The 19823-nt window shown below is 66.4% G+C and carries 22 protein-coding genes; 10 read left to right on the forward strand and 12 right to left on the reverse strand.

All coding sequences use genetic code 11. The annotated features are described in order from the left end of the window. Positions 1–63: 63 nt before the first annotated feature. Together S2M10_RS18155 and S2M10_RS18160 are read left to right on the forward strand one after the other, a co-directional pair. A complete protein-coding gene (locus S2M10_RS18155) occupies positions 64–759 on the forward strand; it encodes a carbonic anhydrase (RefSeq protein ID WP_168847284.1) in 696 nt (231 codons plus the stop codon). Next, positions 756–2267, forward strand: coding sequence for a SulP family inorganic anion transporter (locus S2M10_RS18160; RefSeq protein WP_168847285.1), 1512 nt, complete (start codon positions 756–758; stop codon positions 2265–2267). Before S2M10_RS18155 ends, S2M10_RS18160 begins: the two co-directional genes overlap by 4 nt. Positions 2268–2327: 60 nt before the next feature. Here the strand turns inward: S2M10_RS18160 and S2M10_RS18165 are convergent, their stop codons facing one another. The 4 genes from S2M10_RS18165 to rpsF form a co-directional block, all read right to left on the reverse strand. After that, positions 2328–4217 (reverse strand): potassium transporter Kup, encoded by a 1890-nt coding sequence (locus S2M10_RS18165; protein WP_168847336.1) that lies wholly within the window; start codon positions 4215–4217, stop codon positions 2328–2330. 209 nt (positions 4218–4426) lie between these two features. After that, positions 4427–5020, reverse strand: a complete 594-nt coding sequence (rplI, locus tag S2M10_RS18170) for a 50S ribosomal protein L9 (protein WP_168847286.1) — start codon at positions 5018–5020, stop codon at positions 4427–4429. 11 nt (positions 5021–5031) lie between these two features. Further along, a complete protein-coding gene (rpsR, locus tag S2M10_RS18175) occupies positions 5032–5256 on the reverse strand; it encodes a 30S ribosomal protein S18 (RefSeq protein WP_010543816.1) in 225 nt (74 codons plus the stop codon). 14 nt (positions 5257–5270) lie between these two features. Then, positions 5271–5645, reverse strand: coding sequence for a 30S ribosomal protein S6 (gene rpsF / locus S2M10_RS18180; protein WP_125977145.1), 375 nt, complete (start codon positions 5643–5645; stop codon positions 5271–5273). Between the two features lie 234 nt (positions 5646–5879). On the opposite strand from rpsF, the gene fabD reads away from it, so the two are divergent. The 8 genes from fabD (at position 5880) to S2M10_RS18220 (ending at position 13404) form a co-directional block, all read left to right on the forward strand. Beyond that, the gene (gene fabD, locus S2M10_RS18185; RefSeq protein ID WP_168847287.1) at positions 5880–6815 is read left to right on the forward strand and encodes an ACP S-malonyltransferase; all 936 of its coding nucleotides are present in this window, start codon (positions 5880–5882) and stop codon (positions 6813–6815) included. Between the two features lie 13 nt (positions 6816–6828). Beyond that, complete coding sequence (gene fabG / locus S2M10_RS18190; RefSeq protein WP_168847288.1) at positions 6829–7569, forward strand: 3-oxoacyl-[acyl-carrier-protein] reductase; 741 nt, start codon at positions 6829–6831, stop codon at positions 7567–7569. A 34-nt stretch (positions 7570–7603) separates the two neighbouring features. Continuing rightward, entirely contained in the window at positions 7604–8137 is a 534-nt protein-coding gene (locus tag S2M10_RS18195) for a hypothetical protein (protein ID WP_168847289.1), read from the forward strand. A gap of 100 nt (positions 8138–8237) precedes the next feature. Beyond that, positions 8238–8486 carry an acyl carrier protein gene (locus tag S2M10_RS18200; RefSeq protein WP_010543822.1) on the forward strand — a complete coding sequence of 83 codons (249 nt, stop codon included), beginning with the start codon at positions 8238–8240 and terminating at the stop codon, positions 8484–8486. Between the two features lie 138 nt (positions 8487–8624). Then, a complete protein-coding gene (fabF, locus tag S2M10_RS18205; protein ID WP_168847290.1) occupies positions 8625–9884 on the forward strand; it encodes a beta-ketoacyl-ACP synthase II in 1260 nt (419 codons plus the stop codon). A 4-nt stretch (positions 9885–9888) separates the two neighbouring features. Continuing rightward, positions 9889–10905 (forward strand): endolytic transglycosylase MltG, encoded by a 1017-nt coding sequence (mltG, locus tag S2M10_RS18210; RefSeq protein ID WP_168847291.1) that lies wholly within the window; start codon positions 9889–9891, stop codon positions 10903–10905. A 78-nt stretch (positions 10906–10983) separates the two neighbouring features. Continuing rightward, entirely contained in the window at positions 10984–12597 is a 1614-nt protein-coding gene (locus S2M10_RS18215; RefSeq protein WP_168847292.1) for a peptidase S10, read from the forward strand. 345 nt (positions 12598–12942) lie between these two features. Continuing rightward, on the forward strand, positions 12943–13404 hold the full coding sequence (locus S2M10_RS18220) for a YaiI/YqxD family protein (RefSeq protein WP_168847293.1): 462 nt from the start codon (positions 12943–12945) through the stop codon (positions 13402–13404). On the opposite strand, the gene S2M10_RS18225 is transcribed toward S2M10_RS18220, so the two are convergent. From S2M10_RS18225 to pgl, 8 genes are all read right to left on the reverse strand, one after another. Continuing rightward, entirely contained in the window at positions 13401–13580 is a 180-nt protein-coding gene (locus S2M10_RS18225; protein ID WP_010543827.1) for a hypothetical protein, read from the reverse strand. The genes S2M10_RS18220 and S2M10_RS18225 overlap by 4 nt on opposite strands. Before the next feature lie 43 nt (positions 13581–13623). Then, complete coding sequence (locus S2M10_RS18230; protein WP_168847294.1) at positions 13624–13899, reverse strand: antitoxin Xre/MbcA/ParS toxin-binding domain-containing protein; 276 nt, start codon at positions 13897–13899, stop codon at positions 13624–13626. Between the two features lie 294 nt (positions 13900–14193). After that, positions 14194–14961: a type I methionyl aminopeptidase gene (gene map / locus S2M10_RS18235; protein ID WP_168847295.1), complete on the reverse strand. Its 768-nt coding sequence runs from the start codon at positions 14959–14961 to the stop codon at positions 14194–14196. Position 14962: 1 nt separating this feature from the next. Continuing rightward, positions 14963–15169, reverse strand: a complete 207-nt coding sequence (locus tag S2M10_RS18240; protein ID WP_168847296.1) for a ParD-like family protein — start codon at positions 15167–15169, stop codon at positions 14963–14965. 197 nt (positions 15170–15366) lie between these two features. Next, entirely contained in the window at positions 15367–15951 is a 585-nt protein-coding gene (gene eda, locus S2M10_RS18245) for a bifunctional 4-hydroxy-2-oxoglutarate aldolase/2-dehydro-3-deoxy-phosphogluconate aldolase (protein WP_168847337.1), read from the reverse strand. Positions 15952–15980: 29 nt separating this feature from the next. Further along, positions 15981–16952: a glucokinase gene (locus tag S2M10_RS18250; RefSeq protein WP_168847297.1), complete on the reverse strand. Its 972-nt coding sequence runs from the start codon at positions 16950–16952 to the stop codon at positions 15981–15983. A 125-nt stretch (positions 16953–17077) separates the two neighbouring features. Next, positions 17078–18901 carry a phosphogluconate dehydratase gene (gene edd / locus S2M10_RS18255; protein WP_168847298.1) on the reverse strand — a complete coding sequence of 608 codons (1824 nt, stop codon included), beginning with the start codon at positions 18899–18901 and terminating at the stop codon, positions 17078–17080. Beyond that, positions 18902–19609, reverse strand: coding sequence for a 6-phosphogluconolactonase (gene pgl, locus S2M10_RS18260; protein ID WP_168847299.1), 708 nt, complete (start codon positions 19607–19609; stop codon positions 18902–18904). It lies immediately after the preceding gene. Between the last annotated feature and the right edge of the window lie 214 nt (positions 19610–19823).

Here is a 19823-nt window from a genome sequence, read left to right on the forward strand (position 1 = left end):
GCGACCAGTAGTTTGCAATCCTGAAGAGATGCCCGCGCCGCGGGTCTGTTACAGGAGCAAGCCGTGAACGAAGTGATCGGACGCGTCGTCGATTTCGAGAAGCAGGTCTTCCCGAACCAGCACGCCCTCTATTCCAAGCTCGCCACCCATGGGCAAAGCCCGAAGGCGCTGATGATCTCCTGCGCCGATTCGCGTGTCGTGCCCGAACAGATCATCCAGGCGAACCCCGGCGACCTCTTCGTATGCCGCAACGCCGGCAACATCGTGCCGCCCTTCGCCACCCAGAATGGCGGCGTGTCTTCGACGGTCGAATATGCCGTGGCGGCGCTTGGGGTGCGCGACATCATCGTGTGCGGCCATTCGGATTGCGGCGCGATGAAGGCGCTGATGAACCCGGAAATGCTGGAAGGCATGCCGAACGTCACCGCCTGGCTGCGCCACAGCCACGCCGCCAAGTGCGTCGTCGATGGCGGCTATGACAATCTGGAAGGCGCCGATGCGGTCCGCACGGCCGCGCTCGAGAATGTTGTCGTCCAGCTTGCCCATCTTCGCACCCACCCCTCGGTCGCCGCCGGCATCGCCCGCGGCGAGATCGCGCTGCACGGCTGGTTCGTCGATATCGGCGCCGGCGTGGTGCTAGGCCTCGATGGCGAGAGCGGCCGCTTCATGCCGATCCGCGAGGATCGGCCGATGCCGGTGGCGCTGCCGGCCGGCCAGCGGCTGGCACGCGACATCGCCTATGCGGAGGCAGCGGAATGAGCACGGTCGCGGAAGCACCGAAGCCCAAGAGCTTCGTGCGCGACTTCACGGCGTCGATCGTCGTGTTCCTGGTGGCGATGCCGCTTTGCATGGGCATCGCCATCGCCTCGGGTGTCCCGCCCGAGAAGGGCCTGGTCACCGGCATCATCGGCGGCCTGGTCGTCGGCCTGCTTGCCGGCTCGCCGCTTCAGGTGAGCGGCCCGGCGGCGGGCCTCGCGGTGATCGTGTTCGAGCTGGTACGCGAGCAGGGCCTTTCGGCGCTCGGGCCGATCCTGATCCTTGCCGGCGCCATCCAGGTGGTCGCGGGCGTGCTGCGCGTCGGCGGCTGGTTCCGCGCGATCTCGCCGGCCGTGGTGCACGGCATGCTCGCCGGCATCGGTATCCTCATCGTGGTCGGCCAATATCACGTCCTGTTCGACGCCAAGCCGCTGTCGAACGGCCTCGCCAATCTGGCTGCGATGCCGGGCCGTCTTCTGGGCCTCTCGACCGACCTGGCCGCAGCCGAAATGGCGCTGGGGCTGGGCCTGCTGACCATCGCGACGATGCTGGGCTGGGACAAGTTCAAGCCGGCCGCGGTCAAGCTGGTGCCCGGCGCGCTGGTCGGCGTGGTCGCGGCGACGTTGGTCGCGTTTAGCCTGGGCCTCGATGTTACCCGCGTTGCGGTGCCGTCCAACATCGTGTCCGCCATCGCGCTGCCGGAGAACGGCTTCCTCGCCAAGTGGATGGACCCGAGCGTCATCACGGCCGCCGTTGCACTCGCCTTCATCGCCAGCGCCGAGACGCTCCTGTCGGCCGCGGCGGTGGATCGCATGCATGACGGTGTGCGAACCAACTACAACAAGGAACTGCGCGCGCAGGGCATCGGTAACCTGCTGTGCGGCGTCGCCGGTGCGCTGCCGATGACGGGCGTTATCGTTCGCAGCTCGGCCAATGTGCAGGCCGGTGCACAGACCCGGCTTTCCGCCATCCTGCACGGCGCGTGGATCCTCGGTTTCGTGGCGCTGCTGCCCTGGCTGCTGCGCGAGATCCCGATGGCGGCACTTGGCGCGGTGCTGGTGGTGACCGGTGCGAAGCTGGTCAATCTCAAGCATGTTCGCCACCTGTTCGCGAATTACGGCCTGCTGCCGGCGGCGATCTGGGCGGTGACCTGCCTGCTGGTCGTGACCGAGGACCTGCTGACCGGCGTGCTCGTCGGCATCGCGCTCTCGCTGCTCGAACTGGTGCCGAACCTCCGCCGCTTGGGTCTGAAGGTCGATCAGCAGGAAGAAGCGGGCGAACATCGCATCGCGCTGGCCGGCTCCGCAACCTTCATCACGCTGCCCAAGCTTTCGGACCGGCTGGAGTCGGTACCGGGCGGCAAGTCGGTGCTGCTCGACGTGTCGCGGCTCGACGCGGTCGATCACAGCTGCGCCGAACTGCTGAAGGACTGGCTGCAGCGCCGCCGCGCGGGCGGCTCGCCGGTCGATGTCCAGGGTGCCAGCGGCAAGACGGCTGTCCTCGCCGGCTAACGGGGCACACCCCGAAGACCTGGGGCGGCTTCCCAAGCGGAAGCCGCCCCATTTTTTTGCTCAGATTTCCAGCTGGCTGCCGAGTTCGACCACGCGATTGGTGGGGAGCTTGAAGAACTCCATCGCGCTTTCGGCATTGCGCACCATCCAGGCGAACAGCTTCTCGCGCCAGATCGCCATGCCGGGGCGCGACGAGGGCAGCAGCGTCTGACGGGCGAGGAAGTAGCTCGTTTCCATGGGCTTGAAGGGCGCGCCGCAATCCTGGATCGCCGCCAGCGCCAAGGGTACGTCGACTTCATCCATGAAGCCATAGTGCAGCACGACGCGGAAGAAGCCTTCGCCGAGCGGCTCCATCGTCCGGCATTCGGCGCCGCGAACGTGCGGGACCTGCTCGATCGCGACGGTGAGCAGCACGATCCGCTCGTGCAGCACCTTGTTGTGCTTGAGGTTATGCAGCAGGGCAGGGGGAATGCTGTCCGGCGTGGAGGTGAGGAACACTGCCGTCCCCTTCACCCGCGTTGCCGACTGCGCGGCGGAGCGGATGAACAGCGCGATCGGCATTGCGCCCTCCTGCAGGCGGTCCAGCACCAGCCGGCGGCCGCGCGACCAGGTGGTCAGCAGCACGAATGCCACGGCGGCCACGAGCAGCGGGAACCAGCCGCCATCGGGGATCTTGGTGATGTTCGAGGCGAAATAGGCTCCGTCGATCAGCAGGAAGGTGCCGGTGACGGCACCGGCGAGCAGCGGATGCCATTTCCACACGGCGAAGGTCAGCACGCCCAGCATGCAGGCGGTGATGAACATCGTGCCGGTCACTGCAATCCCATAGGCCGAGGCGAGGTTGCTCGAGCTGCGGAAGCCGAGCGCCAGCAGCACCACCATCACCAGCAGCCCCCAGTTGACCAGCGGCACATAGATCTGCCCCGCCGCCTTGGCGCTGGTGTGGAGAATGCGCAGCCGCGGCAGGAAGCCGAGCTGGACCGCCTGTTGCGACACCGAGAAGGCGCCCGAGATCACCGCCTGACTGGCGATCACCGTCGCCATGGTGGCGAGGATGACGAGGGGCAGGCGCGCCCATTCCGGCGCCATCAGGAAGAAGGGATTCTCGATCATCGCCGGATTGCGCAGGATCGAGGCCGACTGGCCCAGATAATTGAGCATCAGGCACGGGAAGGCAATGTAGAGCCACGACACCATGATCGCGCGGCGACCGAAATGGCCCATGTCCGCATAAAGCGCCTCGGCGCCGGTGACCGCGAGTACGACCGAGCCGAGCGCCAGGAAGGCGAGGCCGGGGTCCAGCAGGAAGAAGTTGAGCGCGTACCACGGGTTGAGCGCCCACAGGATCTCCGGCGCCTGCACGATGCCGGAGATTCCCAGCACCGCGATCACCGCGAAATAGATCAGCATCACGGGCCCGAACAGCTTGCCCACCGCCGCCGTGCCCCGCGACTGGATGGCGAACAGCGCGACCAGAATGGCTACCGTGACCGGCAGCACCAGCGGCGCGAAACCCTGTTGCACGGTGGTAAGGCCTTCGACTGCCGACAGCACCGAGACAGCAGGCGTGATGATTGCATCACCATAAAAGAGCGCGGTGGCGATAACACCGGTCATGGTGATCGCAACCCGCCAGCGCGTATTGCCCATCACCCGGGTGATCAGCGCGAGCAGCGCCAGGCTGCCGCCTTCCCCGCGATTGTCCGCGCGCAGGATCAAAGCGACATATTTGATCGTGACGATCGACGTCATCGTCCAGAAGATCAGCGAGAGGACCCCGAAGATGTGCGCGGCATCCACCGTCAGCCGATGGTGGCCGATGAAGCTCTCCTTGAGCGAATAGAGCGGTGACGTGCCGATATCGCCGAATACGACGCCGATCGCGCCGACGGTCAGCGCGGCGAACCGCTCTTGATGCGCAGGCGTGGGGGCATCCCCGTCGCTCGCCAACTGCTCCACTGCATGTCTCCTGGCCCCGACCGATTCGGGGTGCCACGCGGTACGCCGCAACATTTTGCCGCACCAGTGGGCAGCCGGGCAATCGCTGACGATCTTCGGCGGATTTCAGGACAGGTGCGCGCGTTTCCGGTGCGTGAAAAGGAAAGGGCCGCACCGATCGCTCGGTACGGCCCTTTGCCTTGTTGATGGAGTCGCTGGACTCAGCCCTGCGCGTCGTCCGCGGCGGGAGCTTCGGTCGCGATCTCGCCCGGCTCGGCGTTGGGATCATAGTCCTCGGTGAAGCCGGTCTCTTCACGCTCGAACATCGCCGCCGTAACGTCGACGCCCTGCGCCTGCATCTCGGCTTCTTCCGGCGAACGTGCGACGTTGACCTTGATGGTCACCGCGACTTCCGGGTGCAGCGCGACGCGGACTTCGTACACGCCGATCGCCTTGATCGGACGATCGAGCACGATCTGCGCCTTGTTGACCTTGTGGCCGTCGGCGGTCAGCACGTCGACCAGGTCGCGCACCGCGACCGAGCCGTACAGCTGGCCGGTGTTCGACGCCTGGCGGATCAGGGTGACCGAAACGCCCTCGAGCGTCTTCGATTCCTTCTCGGCCTCGACGCGACGGGTCGCGTTCTCAGATTCGATGCGCTCGCGATTAGCCTCGAAGACCTTGCGGTTGGCTTCGTTGGCGCGCAGCGCCTTCTTGCGCGGCAGAAGGAAGTTACGGGCAAAGCCGTCCTTCACCTTCACCACGTCGCCGATGTGGCCGAGCTTCTCAACGCGCTCCAGCAGAATGACTTCCATGGATCCGCTCCTTACTTAACGATGTAGGGCAGCAGGCCCAGGTGACGGGCGCGCTTGATGGCCTGGGCCAGCTCGCGCTGCTTCTTCGCGCTCACCGAAGTGATGCGCGAGGGGACGATCTTGCCGCGCTCGGAGACGAAGCCCTGCAGCAGGCGGACGTCCTTATAGTCGATCCGGGGCGCATCCTTCGCGGAGAAGGGGCAGCTCTTGCGGCGGCGGAAAAAGGGTCGTGCCATGGTCTATACGCTCCTTATTCGCCTTCGAAGTTGCCATCGCGGTCACGACGGCCGCGACGCTCGCGGTCGCCCTTGCGCATCATCACCGACGGGCCCTGCTCATGGCCGTCCACCTTGACGGTCATGTAGCGGATCACGTCTTCGTTGATCTGCGTCTGGCGCTCCAGCTCGGCGACCACGCCGGCCGGCGCGTCGATCTCGAGCATCACGTAGTGCGCCTTGCGGTTCTTGGCGATACGATAGGCGAGGCTGCGAAGACCCCAGGTCTCGGTCTTGACGACCTTGCCGTTATTGTCTTCGACGATCTTGGTGGCGGTTTCCGCCAGCGCGTCCACTTGCGCCTGTGCCAGATCCTGGCGCGCAAGGAACACATGCTCGTACAGAGCCATTGGTTCTCTTCCTGTTGGCCGATCGCTGACGCCGCCCCATGCGAACGCCCCTCCGGCTGTCGTCTCGATAAAGCAAACGGAGCGGACGCATTGCTGCTCCGCTCCGATCGGGTGCCTTTACACGCAATCGGGCGGCGAAGGCAAGCCCATTCGGCGCGCCGGGCTTGCATCGCCCGGGCGTTCGGCTCTAACGCGCGCCGCCAATATAGAAGCGTTCGCAAAAGAGGAGCCAGCATGCGCGCATTCATCTTTCCAGGCCAGGGCAGCCAGGCCGTCGGCATGGGCAGGGCGCTGGCCGAGGCCAGCCCCGCGGCGCGCGAAGTGTTCCAGGAAGTCGACGAGGCGCTGGGTCAGCATCTGTTCAAGCTGATGATCGAAGGCCCCGAAAGTGACCTGACGCTCACCGCCAATGCCCAGCCGGCGATCATGGCAAATGCGATCGCGGTACTGCGCGTGCTGGAGAAGGAAGGCGGCATCCGCCTATCCGACAAGGCGGATTTCGTCGCCGGGCACTCACTGGGCGAATATACCGCGCTGTGTGCTGCGGGCGCGCTGGATCTGTCCACCACGGCCAAGCTGCTCCGCAAGCGCGGCGATGCGATGCAGTCGGCAGTGCCGGTGGGTGAGGGAGCGATGGCGGTGCTGCTTGGCGCCGATCTCGTCAAGGCGCAGGCAATTGCCGACGCGGCGGCCGAAGGCGAGGTGTGCACCGTCGCCAATGACAATGATCCGACGCAGGTGGTGATATCGGGCGCCCGCGCCGCGATCGAGCGTGCGGTCGCGATCGCCAAGGATCATGGCGCCAAGCGCGCATTGCTGCTGCCGGTGTCGGCGCCGTTTCATTGCCCGCTGATGCAGCCGGCGGCGGACGCGATGGACAAGGCGCTGGCGGACGTCGCGATCCAGGCGCCGCTGGTGCCGGTCTATGCCAATGTCACCGCGGCGCCGGTCGTCGACGCGGCGACGATCCGGACGCTCCTCGTCGAGCAGGTCACCGGCATGGTCCGCTGGCGCGAATCGGTGTCGGCGATGTTCGATGCGGGCGTGCATGATTTCGTGGAGCTGGGCGGCAAGGTGCTCGGTGGCATGGTCAAGCGGATCACGCCTGATGCTAAGGTGGCCAGCGTCGTGACGATGGATGATATTGAAGCGCTCGTGAAGGCGCTCTGAGGAGATACGGGACATGTTCGATCTTACGGGAATGACCGCGCTGGTCACGGGCGCATCGGGGGGCATCGGTTCTGCGATCGCCAAGGCGCTGGCGGCGCAGGGCGCCAAGCTCGCCGTGTCCGGCTCCAATGCCGAGAAGCTGGAGGCATTCCGCGCCGGCCTTGGCGGTGAGCATGTCGCGCTTGCCTGCAACCTCTCCGATCGCGCCGCGGTCGATGCGCTGGTGCCGCAGGCGGTGGAAGCGCTGGGCGGCAAGCTCGACATCCTCGTCAACAATGCCGGCGTTACCCGTGACAATTTGGCGATGCGGATGAAGGACGAGGAATGGGAGCAGGTGATCCAGGTCAATCTGGAAGCCGCGTTCCGCCTGATGCGCGCCGCCGCCAAGCCGATGATGAAGGCACGCTTCGGTCGCATGATCTCGATCACCTCGGTTGTCGGCGCGACCGGCAATCCGGGGCAGGCAAATTATGCCGCCTCCAAGGCCGGCCTGGTCGGCATGTCGAAGGCGCTGGCGCAGGAACTGGCCAGCCGCAACATCACCGTCAACTGCGTCGCGCCGGGCTTCATCCGGTCGGCAATGACGGACGTTCTGCCGGATGCGCAGAAAGAGGCGCTGCTTGGCCGTATTCCTGCCGGAAAGCTGGGCGAGGGCGAAGATATCGGCGCGGCGGTCGTCTATCTCGCCAGCAAGGAGGCGGCCTATGTCACCGGCCAGACCTTGCACGTGAACGGCGGGATGGCGATGCTCTGAGCCGAGCAGCCGGGGGGCGTGGAGTAGGAAGACGATGCGTTTTATTCTTGCCGCAGCAATTGCGCTTGCCGCCGCAACCCCCGCTTTTGCGGCGCCCGCGGACCCCGCCTCGATCGGCTGTGTCGGGCAGAAGCTCGACGCAGCCGTAAAGGCGCAGCTCGCCGCCGATGTCGAACGCAACCTCGGTACGCCCGGCCAGCGCCCGCGCTATGACCCGGCGGTTACCCGCGGGCTGAACGACGCCACCACCGCCTGCGCGAACGAGCGCGGGTGGAGCGGCGCCGCGGCCACGGCGTCCGGCGTCTATGCGCTGGCCGAGGTGGGGCTGCCGGTCGCGAAGCGGGTCGTGCAGGCCAAGGGCTTCGATCCCGCCGCGCTGGACCAGCAGTTCGCGGCCTTGCCAGAGGCGGTGCGTCGCGCGCCGCTGACCCCCAAGGCGACGCAGGACCTGATCCGCGCCGCGGTTACCGATGAAACGCAACAGACCCGCGCCAATGCGGAACTGCTCGCGCAATATTTTGCGTTTCTCAACACGCTGGAATATGCTTCCGCCGACTTTTCCCGATAGCGGGACGGGGCCCTTGCGGCTCCCTCTTGCAACCGCCCCGGCGGCATTCTAGGTGCGGGAAAACGGATTCAGAGCCCCATCACAAAGGAAAACAGGGACCATGGCCAACCAGGAAGAGATCACCACCCGCGTGCAGGCGCTCGTTGTCGACCATCTGGGCGTCGACGCCAAGGACGTGGTGCCGACCGCGAGCTTCACCGATGATCTCGGTGCGGACAGCCTCGACATCGTCGAGCTGGTGATGGCCTTCGAGGAAGAATTCGGGGTCGAGATCCCGGACGACGCCGCGGAGAAGATCAGCACCGTCGGCGACGCCGTTGCCTACATCTCCGAGCATCAGCAGGGCTGACGCTCGAACCGCGCTCCCCGCCCGATGGGCAGGAATTGCGACTAGGCGGCTTCCCGTCCCGTGCCTTCTTGGCGATGCGGACGGGGAGCCGTTTTGTATTACACCTACAACCGAACGTAGATTGACTGGAGAACTGCCATGCGCCGCGTAGTCGTGACCGGCCTGGGCCTCGTCACCCCGCTGGGGGCCGATGTCGAAACCGCCTGGAAGAACATCCTCGCCAGCAAGTCCGGCGCGGGCACGATCACCCGGTTCGACGCCACCGACTTCCAGAGCAACTATGCCTGTGAAGTGAAGCCGGCCGATCATGAATATGGCTTCGATGCGGGCAAGCGCGTCGATCACAAGATCCAGCGCCAGGTCGATCCGTTCATCGTCTATGGCATCGATGCCGCCGGCCAGGCGATCGAGGATGCCGGCCTGCTGGACATGCCCGAGGAAATGCGGTTCCGCGCCGGCTGCTCGATCGGTTCGGGCATTGGCGGCCTGCCGGGCATCGAGAGCGAATCGCTCGTCCTCGCCGAAAAGGGGCCGAAGCGCGTATCGCCGCACTTCGTCCATGGACGCCTGATCAATCTGATCTCCGGCCAGGTCTCGATCAAATACGGACTGATGGGCCCGAACCATGCGGTGGTCACCGCCTGCTCGACCGGCGCCCACTCGATCGGCGACGCCGCGCGGATGATCGCGATGGATGATGCCGACATCATGCTGGCGGGCGGCGCGGAAAGCACCGTCTGCCCGATTGGCATCGCCGGCTTCGGCCAGGCGCGCGCGCTTTCCACCGGATTCCGCGACGACCCCACCAAGGCCAGCCGCCCCTGGGATCAGGGCCGCGACGGCTTCGTGATGGGCGAGGGCGCGGGCGTCGTCGTGCTCGAGGAATATGAGCATGCCAAGGCGCGCGGCGCGAAGATCTATGCCGAGGTGGTCGGCTATGGCCTTTCGGGCGACGCCTATCACGTCACCGCGCCCCACCCCGAGGGCTCGGGGGCGTTCCGTTCGATGCAGATGGCGATGCGCAAGTCTGGCCTGGCGCTCGAGGACATCGATTACATCAACGCGCACGGCACCTCGACTCCGATGGGCGATGAACTGGAGCTCGGTGCGGTACGCCGACTGTTCGGCGATGCGCTCGGCAGCCTGTCGATGAGCTCGACCAAATCGGCGATCGGCCACCTGCTGGGTGGCGCCGGTGCGGTGGAGAGCATCTTCTGCATCCTCGCGCTGCGCGACCAGATCGTGCCGCCGACGCTCAACCTCGACAATCCGAGCGAGAATTGCGCTGGCGTCGACCTGGTGCCGCACATCGCCAAGGAGCGGAAGGTGAAGGCCGTGCTGAACAATTCGTTCGGCTTCGGCGGTACCAATGCCAGCCTGGTAATGAAGGCGCTGTAAGGCCATGGCGAAGGACGCACGCTCCCGTTCCCGCAAGCGTGCATCTGCGCGCCGGAGCCGGGGGCCGCGCGTTCTGCTCGTTGCCGCGCTGCTGCTGGTCGCCGCCTTTGCCGGTGGCTGGTTTCTCTGGGCGGGGCCGGGGCCGGCGACCCGGGAATTGAGCGTCGTCGTGCCGGAGGGGGCGACGCTTTCCCGCGCCGCCCGCGAACTGGAGAAGGCGGGGGCGATCGCCTCCCGCCCGGTCTTCCTCACCTTCGCCAAGCTGTTCGGGGGCGGCGGTACGATCCGTGCGGGCGAATATCGCATCGCACCACGTTCCAGCGCGCGACAGATCCTCGCCATGCTCCAGGATGGGAATACGCTGCAGCGGCTGGTGACCGTGCCCGAAGGCATGGCATCGATCCTCGTCGCCGAGGCGCTGGCCAAGGCACCCGCGCTCACCGGCGCTGCGGAGACGCCGGCAGAAGGCTCCGTCCTGCCCGACAGCTATGCCTATGTTCGCAATGAACCGCGTGCGGCGGTGCTGGCGCGGATGCAGAAGGCGATGGCGGCCTATCTCGCCAAGGCCTGGGCGGGACGCGCCAAAGGCCTGGTGGTGACCACCCCGCGCGAGGCGATCATTCTCGCCTCGATCGTCGAAAAGGAAACCGGCAAGCCTTCGGAGCGCACCACGGTCGCGGCCGTCTATGCCAATCGCCTGAAGGCCGGGATGCCGCTGCAGGCGGATCCCACGATCATCTATCCGATTACCAAGGGCAAGCCGCTCGGCCGACGGATCCTGCAATCGGAGCTGCGCGCGAAGAACGGCTACAACACCTATACCATGCGCGGCCTGCCCGAAGGGCCGATCGCCAATCCGGGCCGCGCATCGATCGACGCGGTGTTGCACCCGGCGCAGTCAAAGGCGCTCTACTTTGTTGCAGACGGCAGCGGCGGCCATGTCTTCGCCGAGACCTATGCTCAGCATCAGGCGAACGTGGCGAAATGGTATGCGCTTCGCCGTGCGCGCGGCGAGATGTAGGCCCTTCGCTTCCCGGCTTGTTTCCCCGTCTTTGGCATGTAACAAAGTCTCCCTGATCCGAAAATTCAGGGGGAAAGAATGCGTCGTGCCGCCTTGTTGTGCCTGTTGTTCGCCACCACCGCCAGCCCCGCCTTGGCGCAGGAGAAGCCGAAGGAGGCAGCTGCCAAGGGCGATCATCGCGAGCAGATGAAGGCCGAGGCGGAGGCGGCTTGGGCCAAGCCCTCGGTCGAGGAGGCTGCGGCGGTCAGCCACGGCGCGGTCACTGTGGGGGGCCAGCGCATCGCCTATACCGCCACCGCGGGCACGCTCACCATTCGCGACGACGACGGTAAGCCGACCGCCTCCTATTTCTACACCGCTTATGTGCGCGACGGCGCGCCGCGCGAGCAGCGGCCGGTGACCTTCTTCTACAATGGCGGGCCGGGCTCGCCGACGATCTGGCTCCACATGGGCAGCTTTGCGCCGGTGCGGGTCACCACCGCCAATCCGGAATATATTCGCCCGGCGCCCTATGGCTTCGGCCCCAACCCGGACTCGCTGATCGACAAGAGCGATCTCGTCTTCATCGACGCGCTCGGCGCCGGCTGGTCACGGCCGCTGGGGGACAAGACCGGCAAGGACTTCTGGGGCGTCGACCAGGATGCCGACGGCTTTGCCCGTGCCATCCTCCGCTACACCAGCAAGTTCGATCGCTGGCAAAGCCCGAAATTCCTGTTCGGCGAGAGTTACGGCACGCTGCGCAATCCGGTGGTTGCCGCCAAGCTGGAGGAGGCGGGGCTGAGCCTGAACGGCATGGTGCAGTTCTCGACGATCATGAACTATGGCGTGCGCCAGCCAGGCTACGACCAAAATTTCCTGACGCTTTTCCCGACCATGGCGGCGACCGCATGGTATCACAATCGGCTTCAGAACCGTGCCGCCGATCTGCCGACCTTCCTTGCGGAGGTGCGCGCCTTCACCAGCGGCCCCTACGCCGCTGCGCTCGCCAAGGGCTCGACCATCTCGGCGGCCGAGAAGGCGGCGGTCGCCAGGAAGATGGCGGACTATACCGGCATCAGCGAGGCCTATATCCTGCGTGCAGACCTGCGTCTCACCCTGCCGCGTTTCCAGACCGAGTTGCTGCGGGATCGGCGTCTCGCGGTCGGGCGCCTGGATTCTCGCTACCTGCTGAACGTCACCGACGCCAATGCCGACAGCCCGAGCGACGATCCGGCCTCCACGGCGGTTACCGGCGCCTTTGTCGCAACCTTCCAGGACTATGCGACCCGCGTGCTGGGCTACAAAACCGACATGCCGTACCGCATGACCGCGCGCGGCCCGGGGTTCGAATGGGACTGGAAGCACCGCGCGCCCGATGGCAGCGGCACGCACCTGATGCCGAACAGCGCCGCCGACCTCGCCTATACGATGCGGACCAACCCGTATCTCAAGGTCTTGTTCATGAACGGCTATTACGACTTTGCCACACCATTTTTCGGCGCCGAGTTCGACGTGAGCCACATGCTGCTCGACCCGCAGCTCCAGAACAACATCCGCTTCACCTATTATGATGCCGGACACATGGTCTATCTGAACCCGGCGACGATGCCCCAGATGCATCGTGACCTCGCCGCCTGGTACGACGATGCCCTGCGCAGCGCCGCATCCAGCCGGCCGCCGGCGCGCCCCGAGGCGAAGGCGGCGCAGAACTGAGACGAGGGCTCCGACCGTTCCAGCGACTCCGGGGAAGCGCCATCGACGCTCCCCCGGAACTGGCTTGCGCGCGAGCATCGCGGTGGCTGCGGCACAGCTGAACCGCGCGGTGCGGAAACCGTATCGCGCTGCCACTTATCGCGCGGCGGGGATCGCACACACGCGTTCGGTGCTCCAGCCGTCCGCATGCGCTGCCGGCTCGCCCTCGCCCGGATCAGCAGGATCGCCGCTTTGCCGGGCCAATGCGCAGAGAACAGGCGCGATCGCCATGCGCAGGAATTCGCTTTGGTCCCTTGGTCGGCCGTGGCGGCTTGGCCCGCGCATGCTGCTATGGCAGGGCGAAGCATGACGATTGCGCCGCATATCCTCGTCGATGCCGATGCCTGCCCGGTCAAGGACGAGATCTACAAGGTCGCCTGGCGGATGGAGGTGCCGGTGACGCTGGTCAGCAATGCGCATCTGCGCGTGCCGCAGCATCCGCTGATCACCCGTGTGGTGGTGAGCGAGGGGTTCGACGCGGCCGACAACTGGATCGCCGAGCACAGCAACGCCGGCAGCGTGGTGGTGACCGCAGACATCCTGCTCGCCGATCGCTGCCTGAAGGCAGGCGCGGCAGCAGTGCTGTCCCCTAACGGCAAGCCGTTCACCACCAGCTCGATCGGCAGCGCAGTGGCGGTGCGCGCGATCATGGCAGATCTGCGGGCCGGCGGCGACCGCATCGGCGGCCCGCCGCCGTTCGGGAAGGAGGATCGCTCGCGCTTTCTCTCGGCGCTGGACTCCGCGCTGGTACGAGCGCGGAGCGGCTAGTGCAGCTTGGCGATCGAGAGACCGTCGAGTTTGGCGCGTTCCTTCACCGATTCCTCGCTGCGGGTAAGCGCCTTGGCGATGGCACGCAGCGGCATGCCCTTCTTGGCGAGGGTGTGGAGCTTTTGCAGCTCGTCGGGACGCCAGGGCTGGCGATGTCGTTCGAAGCGTTCGGCCATGGCACCTGTTAGCCGATATATGGTGTCTGGAACATGGGCCAGCTCAGACCAGTGAACGCAGGGCGGCTTCAACGCGTGCAGCGCCCGCCTCGCCGGAACTGGCAACGTCGATCGGGCGCCCGCCAAGCGCGTCGTGCACGCCGTTGAGGAACGCCAGAGCTGCGTCGCGGTCGGGCAGGCACTGAAAGGCGAGCAGGGCGACGCGCGACTGGCGGGCGATGACATCGGGAGCAAGTTTCGTCCGGGCGGTGCCGCGGAAGCGCGGGCGGTCCTTCTCGTCCGAGGTTGCGCCGACGGCGAGCTGCGTGATCGCACCCATCAGACGGTGATCGCCATGTGAGGCGCGGCGTTGGCACGGTGCCATGAGTGGATGGGATCGGCACAGGCCCACGCTCGCTGGGAGGCATGCAACGCGATGCACTCGGCGACTACGACGCGGGGCTGGCAGTTCTGATATCGGGGAAGCAGATCGGCGAGGTCCATGGACACACTCGTGCTGCGCAAGCGAGAACATGACGTACCCAGCCGCCGGCGCTTACGGATTGGAAGCCGGCGATGATGGATAGATGGGGAGGGGGCAATCGTTTCGCAAGCGCCGCGCCCTGCGGACCCACTAGGCGGGCACGCGTTCGCCCTCGCGCAGGGTCAGCACCTCGACCCCGGTGGCGGTCACCGCAACGGTGTGCTCGAACTGCGCGGAGAGCTTGCGGTCGTTGGTCACCACCGTCCAGCCGTCGTCGAGCGTCGTCACCTTGCGGGTGCCCTGGTTAAGCATCGGCTCGATCGTGAAGGTCATGCCTTCGCGCAGCTTCATGCCTGTGCCGGGGCGGCCGAAATGAAGGACCGAGGGCTCCTCGTGCATCTCGCGGCCGATGCCGTGGCCGCAATAATCGCGGACGATGGAATAGCCGTGCTGCTTGGCGTGGCGCTCGATCGCGGCGCCGATGTCACCCAGCGTCGCGCCGGGGCGGACTTGGGCGATGCCCTTCCACAGCGCTTCCTGCGTCACCTTCACCAGCCGCCGGGCCTGGGGCGAGACGGTGCCGACCATGTAGGTCTTGCTGGAATCGGCGATGAAGCCGTTCTTTTCCAGCGTGATGTCGAGGTTGATGATGTCGCCGTCGCGGACGATCGTCGCGGCATCGGGCACGCCGTGGCAGACGACATGGTTGATCGAGCAGTTGAGCACGAAGCCATAGCCATATTGCCCCTTGCTGGCGGGGCGGGCGTGGAGCTCGTCGGTGATGTAGCGCTCGACCAGCGTGTCGATTGCGAGTGTCGACATGCCGGCGAGCGGCGTGCGGTCGAGCATCGTAAAGACCTGGGCGAGCAGCCGCCCTGCTTCTCGCATCAGGTCGAGCTCTTCTGGCGTCTTGACCATCTCAGGCGGGCTCGAACGCGGCGGCGCCGACCTGCGCCTCGGCCAGCTGGCGGCGGACAATCTCGTTGAAGGAGAGGGTGGGGTTGGCCTCGGCGAGCATGCCGATCTTCATCCAATATTCCGCCTGGGCGTTGATCGAGCGGCACATCACCGCGCTGGCGCGGCGCGCCTCCTCGTGGAGGTCGTCGGCGATTTTCACGATGCCCATGGGTGCTCCGGTATGGGTGAGACTACGGAGCGTATATGGTTCGTATATTGGCAAAGGGCAAGGGTTTGGAGAGCTTAGCCCCTCCCCTTTAGGGGAGGGGTAGGGGTGGGGCTGTGTCTCGCAGAGACCAACAGCGGGTCTGGAATCCCTCCACCCCAAACCCCTCCTCCAAGGAGGAGGGGCTTAGAACGTGTGAATTATCGCGGCAGCGCGGCGGCTTCGCGCGCCTTGGCTTCCACCTCTTCCAGCGAGCCGCTGGCGATCCAGCTGCCGCCGACGCAGAGCACCGGATCGAACGCCAGCCACTCGGGCGCGCTCGCCAGGCTGATGCCGCCGGTGGGGCAGAACTTCGCCTCGTAGAAAGGCGCGGCAAGCGCCTTGAGCGCCTTGAGTCCGCCCGAGGTCTCGGCCGGGAAGAACTTGAAGTGGCTCAGGCCCAGATCCATGCCGCGCATGATGTCGCCGGCATTGGCGATGCCCGGCAGATACGGCACGCCGCTCTTGACGATCGCATCGCCGATACGGTCGGTCAGGCCGGGGGATACGATGAACTCGGCGTCCTCCCGCATCACCTGCTCGAATTGCTGGGTGTTGACCACGGTGCCGGCACCCACGATCGCGCCGGGAACCTGCTTCATCTCGCGGATGGCGTCGAGCGCCGCCGGCGTGCGCATCGTCACTTCGAGCACGCGCAGACCGCCCTTCACCAGCGCCTCGGCGAGCGGGCGCGCCTTGGCGGCGTCGTCGATCACCAGCACCGGGATGACCGGGGCGGTGCGCATGATGGCTTCGATCGTGGGGCGGGTGTCGCTCACTGTGCATGCTCCTGGGCGAAGGCGGCGGCTGCGCCGTACAGGCCCGGCTGGGGATGGGTGATCAGCTTGACGGGGATCGTCGCCATCAGGGAGCGGAATCGCCCCTTGGCGACGAATCGCTCGCCGAACCCCGATTGCAGCAGATGGTCCTTGAGGCGCAACCCCAGACCGCCCGCGATCACCACCGCAGTAGGGCCATGGGCAAGCGCGAGATCGCCCGCCACCGCGCCGAGGCTGAGGCAGAAGCGATCAAGCGCAGCGACCGCGAGGCTGTCCTTGCCTTCCAGCGCCAGCGTCCAGATGGCCTTGTCGTCGAGGCGGGAAACGGGAACGCCTTCGAGATCGGCCAGCGTCTCGTAGATCGAGACAATCGCCGGTCCGGCGACGATGCGTTCCTTGGAAACGCGCTGATAGGTGCGACGCAGTCGCTTCACCAGCGCATCCTCGATCGCGTCGAGCGGCGCGAAGTCGCTATGGCCGCCCTCGGTGGCGATAATGTCATAGCCGCCGCTGCGATGGCGGAACACCTGCGCCACGCCGAGCCCGGTACCCGGCCCGCACACCGTAATCGAGCCTTTTACCGGGAGCGAGGTTTCCGGACCGCACAGATGAAGGAACGAGGCGTCCTCGAGTTGCGCGACGGCATGGCCGATCGCTTCGAAATCGTTGACGATCGTCCAGGTATCGGCACCCAGCCGCTCCGGGATCAGCGGCGGGCGGATGATCCAGGGATTGTTGGTGAGCTTGATGAGGTCGTTGTTGACTGGCGACGCCACTGCAATCGCCGCCGCCTTGGGCACTGGGCGACCGAGCTGCTCGCCAAAGGCGCGCCAGGCGAGCTGGAGGCTGGGATGTTCGGCTACCTTCTGGGTGATCGGCTCGCTGAGCGAAACGACGCGACCCTCCGCGACCTCCGCCACCGCAAAGCGCGCGTGGGTCCCCCCGATGTCGACGGCGACGACTTCCATCCGATTCCGATCCTCTCTCTGCAGCCCCTGTCAACGTTGCCAGTGGGCGGCCGTTCTTCTTCCCGTCCGTCGCGCGGATGTAAAGTCCGTGTGCAGGACGGGTATGATTTACATGCGTTACAATCTCACAGCCCGGCTTCGTGCAGCATCGCCGACGCGCCCTTTTCGGCTTCGTCGCAGTGATGGCGCATCATCGCGAAGAGCTCGCGGCCGGTGCCGATCGCCGGCGGGGGGGACGATGCATGCTCGCGTGCGTCCCACTCGTCGGCCGGGACCAGAGCCTCCAGCGTGCCGTTCTCGGCATCAAGGCGGAGGATGTCGCCATCACGCACCTTGCCGATCGGGCCGCCGCCCAGGGCTTCCGGCGAGAGGTGGATCGCCGCGGGCACCTTGCCGCTCGCGCCCGACATCCGCCCGTCGGTGACCAGCGCCACCTTGAAGCCGCGATTCTGCAGGACACCGAGCTGCGGGGTGAGCTTGTGCAGCTCCGGCATGCCATTGGCGCGCGGGCCCTGGAAGCGCACGACGACGATCACGTCGCGCTCCAGCTCGCCGGCCTTGAACGCCTCCAGCACGTCCAGCTGATCCGAGAAGACGCGGGCAGGGGCCTCGATGACCCAGCGCTCGCGTTCGACCGCCGAGACCTTGATGCAGGCGCGGCCGATATTGCCCTTGAGGATGCGGAAGCCGCCCTCGGGCGAAAAGGCCGTCTCGACGGTGCGGACGATATTCTCGTCGTTGCTCGTTTCGCCATGGTCGGTCCAGACGAGCGCATCGCCCTCGATGTCGGGCTTGCGGCCATAGGCGGCCATGCCGTCCCTGGCGATGGTCAGCGCGTCGCCGTGCATCAGCCCGGCGCGCAGCAGTTCCTTGATGACGAAGGACGGGCCCCCGGCATCCTCGAACTGGTTCACATCGGCCGAGCCGTTCGGATAGACGCGGGTCATCAGCGGCACGACGCGCGAGAGGCGGTCGAAATCGTCCCAGTCGATGATGATGCCGGCCGCGCGCGCAAAGGCGGGGACGTGGATCAGGTGGTTGGTCGAGCCGCCGGTCGCCAGCAGCACGATCGCGGCGTTCACGATCGCACGCTCGTCGACGACATGGCCGATCGGGCGGTAATCGTCGCCGTTCCAGCCGATCTCGGCAAGACGGTGGACGGCGTGCCGGGTCAGTTCCTGGCGCAGCTTGGTGCCCGGATTGGCGAAGGCCGAGCCGGGGACATGGAGGCCCATCGCCTCCATCATCATCTGGTTCGAGTTGGCGGTACCATAGAAGGTGCAGGTGCCCTTGCCGTGATAGGCGGCGATTTCGGCCTCAAGCAGTTCTTCGCGAGTCGCCTTACCCTCGGCGTAGCGCTCGCGGACGGCGGCCTTTTCCTTGTTGGGCAGGCCCGAGCGCATCGGGCCGCCGGGGATCAGCACCATCGGCAGATGACCGAAGCGCAGCGCGCCCATCAGCAGGCCGGGCACGATCTTGTCGCAGATGCCGAGCAGCGCCGCGCCCTCGAAGACGCGGTGGCTGAGCGATACTGCGGTCGCCATCGCGATGGTGTCTCGGCTGAACAGGGAGAGCTCCATGCCCTGATAGCCTTGGGTCACGCCGTCGCACATCGCGGGTACCCCGCCCGCCACCTGCGCGGTGGCGCCGGCCTCGAGCGCCCAGACCTTCATCTGCTCGGGATACCGGTAGTAAGGCGCATGGGCCGACAGCATGTCGTTGTACGACGTGACGATGCCGATGTTCATCCGCGCGCCGGTCTTCAGCGCCTCGCGCTGTTCCTCCGTACCGGCATAGGCATGGGCGAGATTCGCGCAGCCCAGCTTCGGGCGGTCATTGCCCGATTCGCGTTCGCGGCGGATCAGGTCGAGATAGGCGGTGCGGCCCGCCTTGGACCGCTCGATCACCCGATCGGTGACGGCTGCGATTTCGGCGTGCAGATTGGCCATTTACAGACTCCAGTGGATGTCGACAGGCAGTTCGGTTTCGGCAAGCACGCGGCCGATCGGGAGGGTCGAGCCGGCGCCTTCGGAGATCGCGCGCTCGAGCACGTCCTTCTTCTCCTGACCGGTGATCGCGATCATCAGCGCGCGCGCCGAGACGATCGCGGCCAGCGACAAAGTCACGCGGGGGACGGGGGCTTCGGGCGGCAGCGGATCGGGCATCACGCCCAGTGCGCGGCGCTCCTTGGGGCCGGTCAGCGCTTCGGCGAGATCGGGGCCGGGGAAGATCGAGGCGGTATGGCCATCGGCGCCCATGCCGAGCAGGCAGAGATCGAGCGGCCAGTGGAAGTCCTGAAGGCGCGCATCGGCGGCGCGGCCGGCGGCCTTGTACTCATCGGCCTTTTCGCTGACCACCGGGATCACGCGGGCACCGAGTGGCAAGAACACCTTGGCCAGGCCGGTGACGTTCGACATCGCGTCGCCCATCGGCACGATGCGATCGTCGGTCGGGATGATCGTCACGCGCTTCCAGTCGAGCTTGGCCTTGCTCAGCTTGGCGTAGATCGGGCCGGGGGTACGGCCGCCCGCAAGCGCGATAACCGCGGCGCCGCGCGCGTCGATCGCGCTCTCGATGATGAACTGCACGTCGCCGGCAAGCGCGTCGCCCATCTCGGCGGCGTCCTCATAGTCCCACCATTCGATTTCGGTCGTCATGTCAGCTCCTTGGGTTTGGGTGGGACCAGGTCAGCGGCGTGCGAGCCGCGCAGGTCCGATATAGGGTGAACGTCCCGTTAATGCTCCCCTCCCGCTTGCGGGAGGGGCTGGCCGGTTCGTTCGCCGAACCGTCGAAGATGGAGCCACCACGTCGATCCCTCCCCCGACCCCTCCCGCAAGCGGAAGGGGAGCAAAAGAGGCGAAGGCGGCGACA

This window comes from Sphingomonas sp. S2M10, from assembly GCF_012650175.1.
GTDB lineage: Bacteria > Pseudomonadota > Alphaproteobacteria > Sphingomonadales > Sphingomonadaceae > Sphingomonas.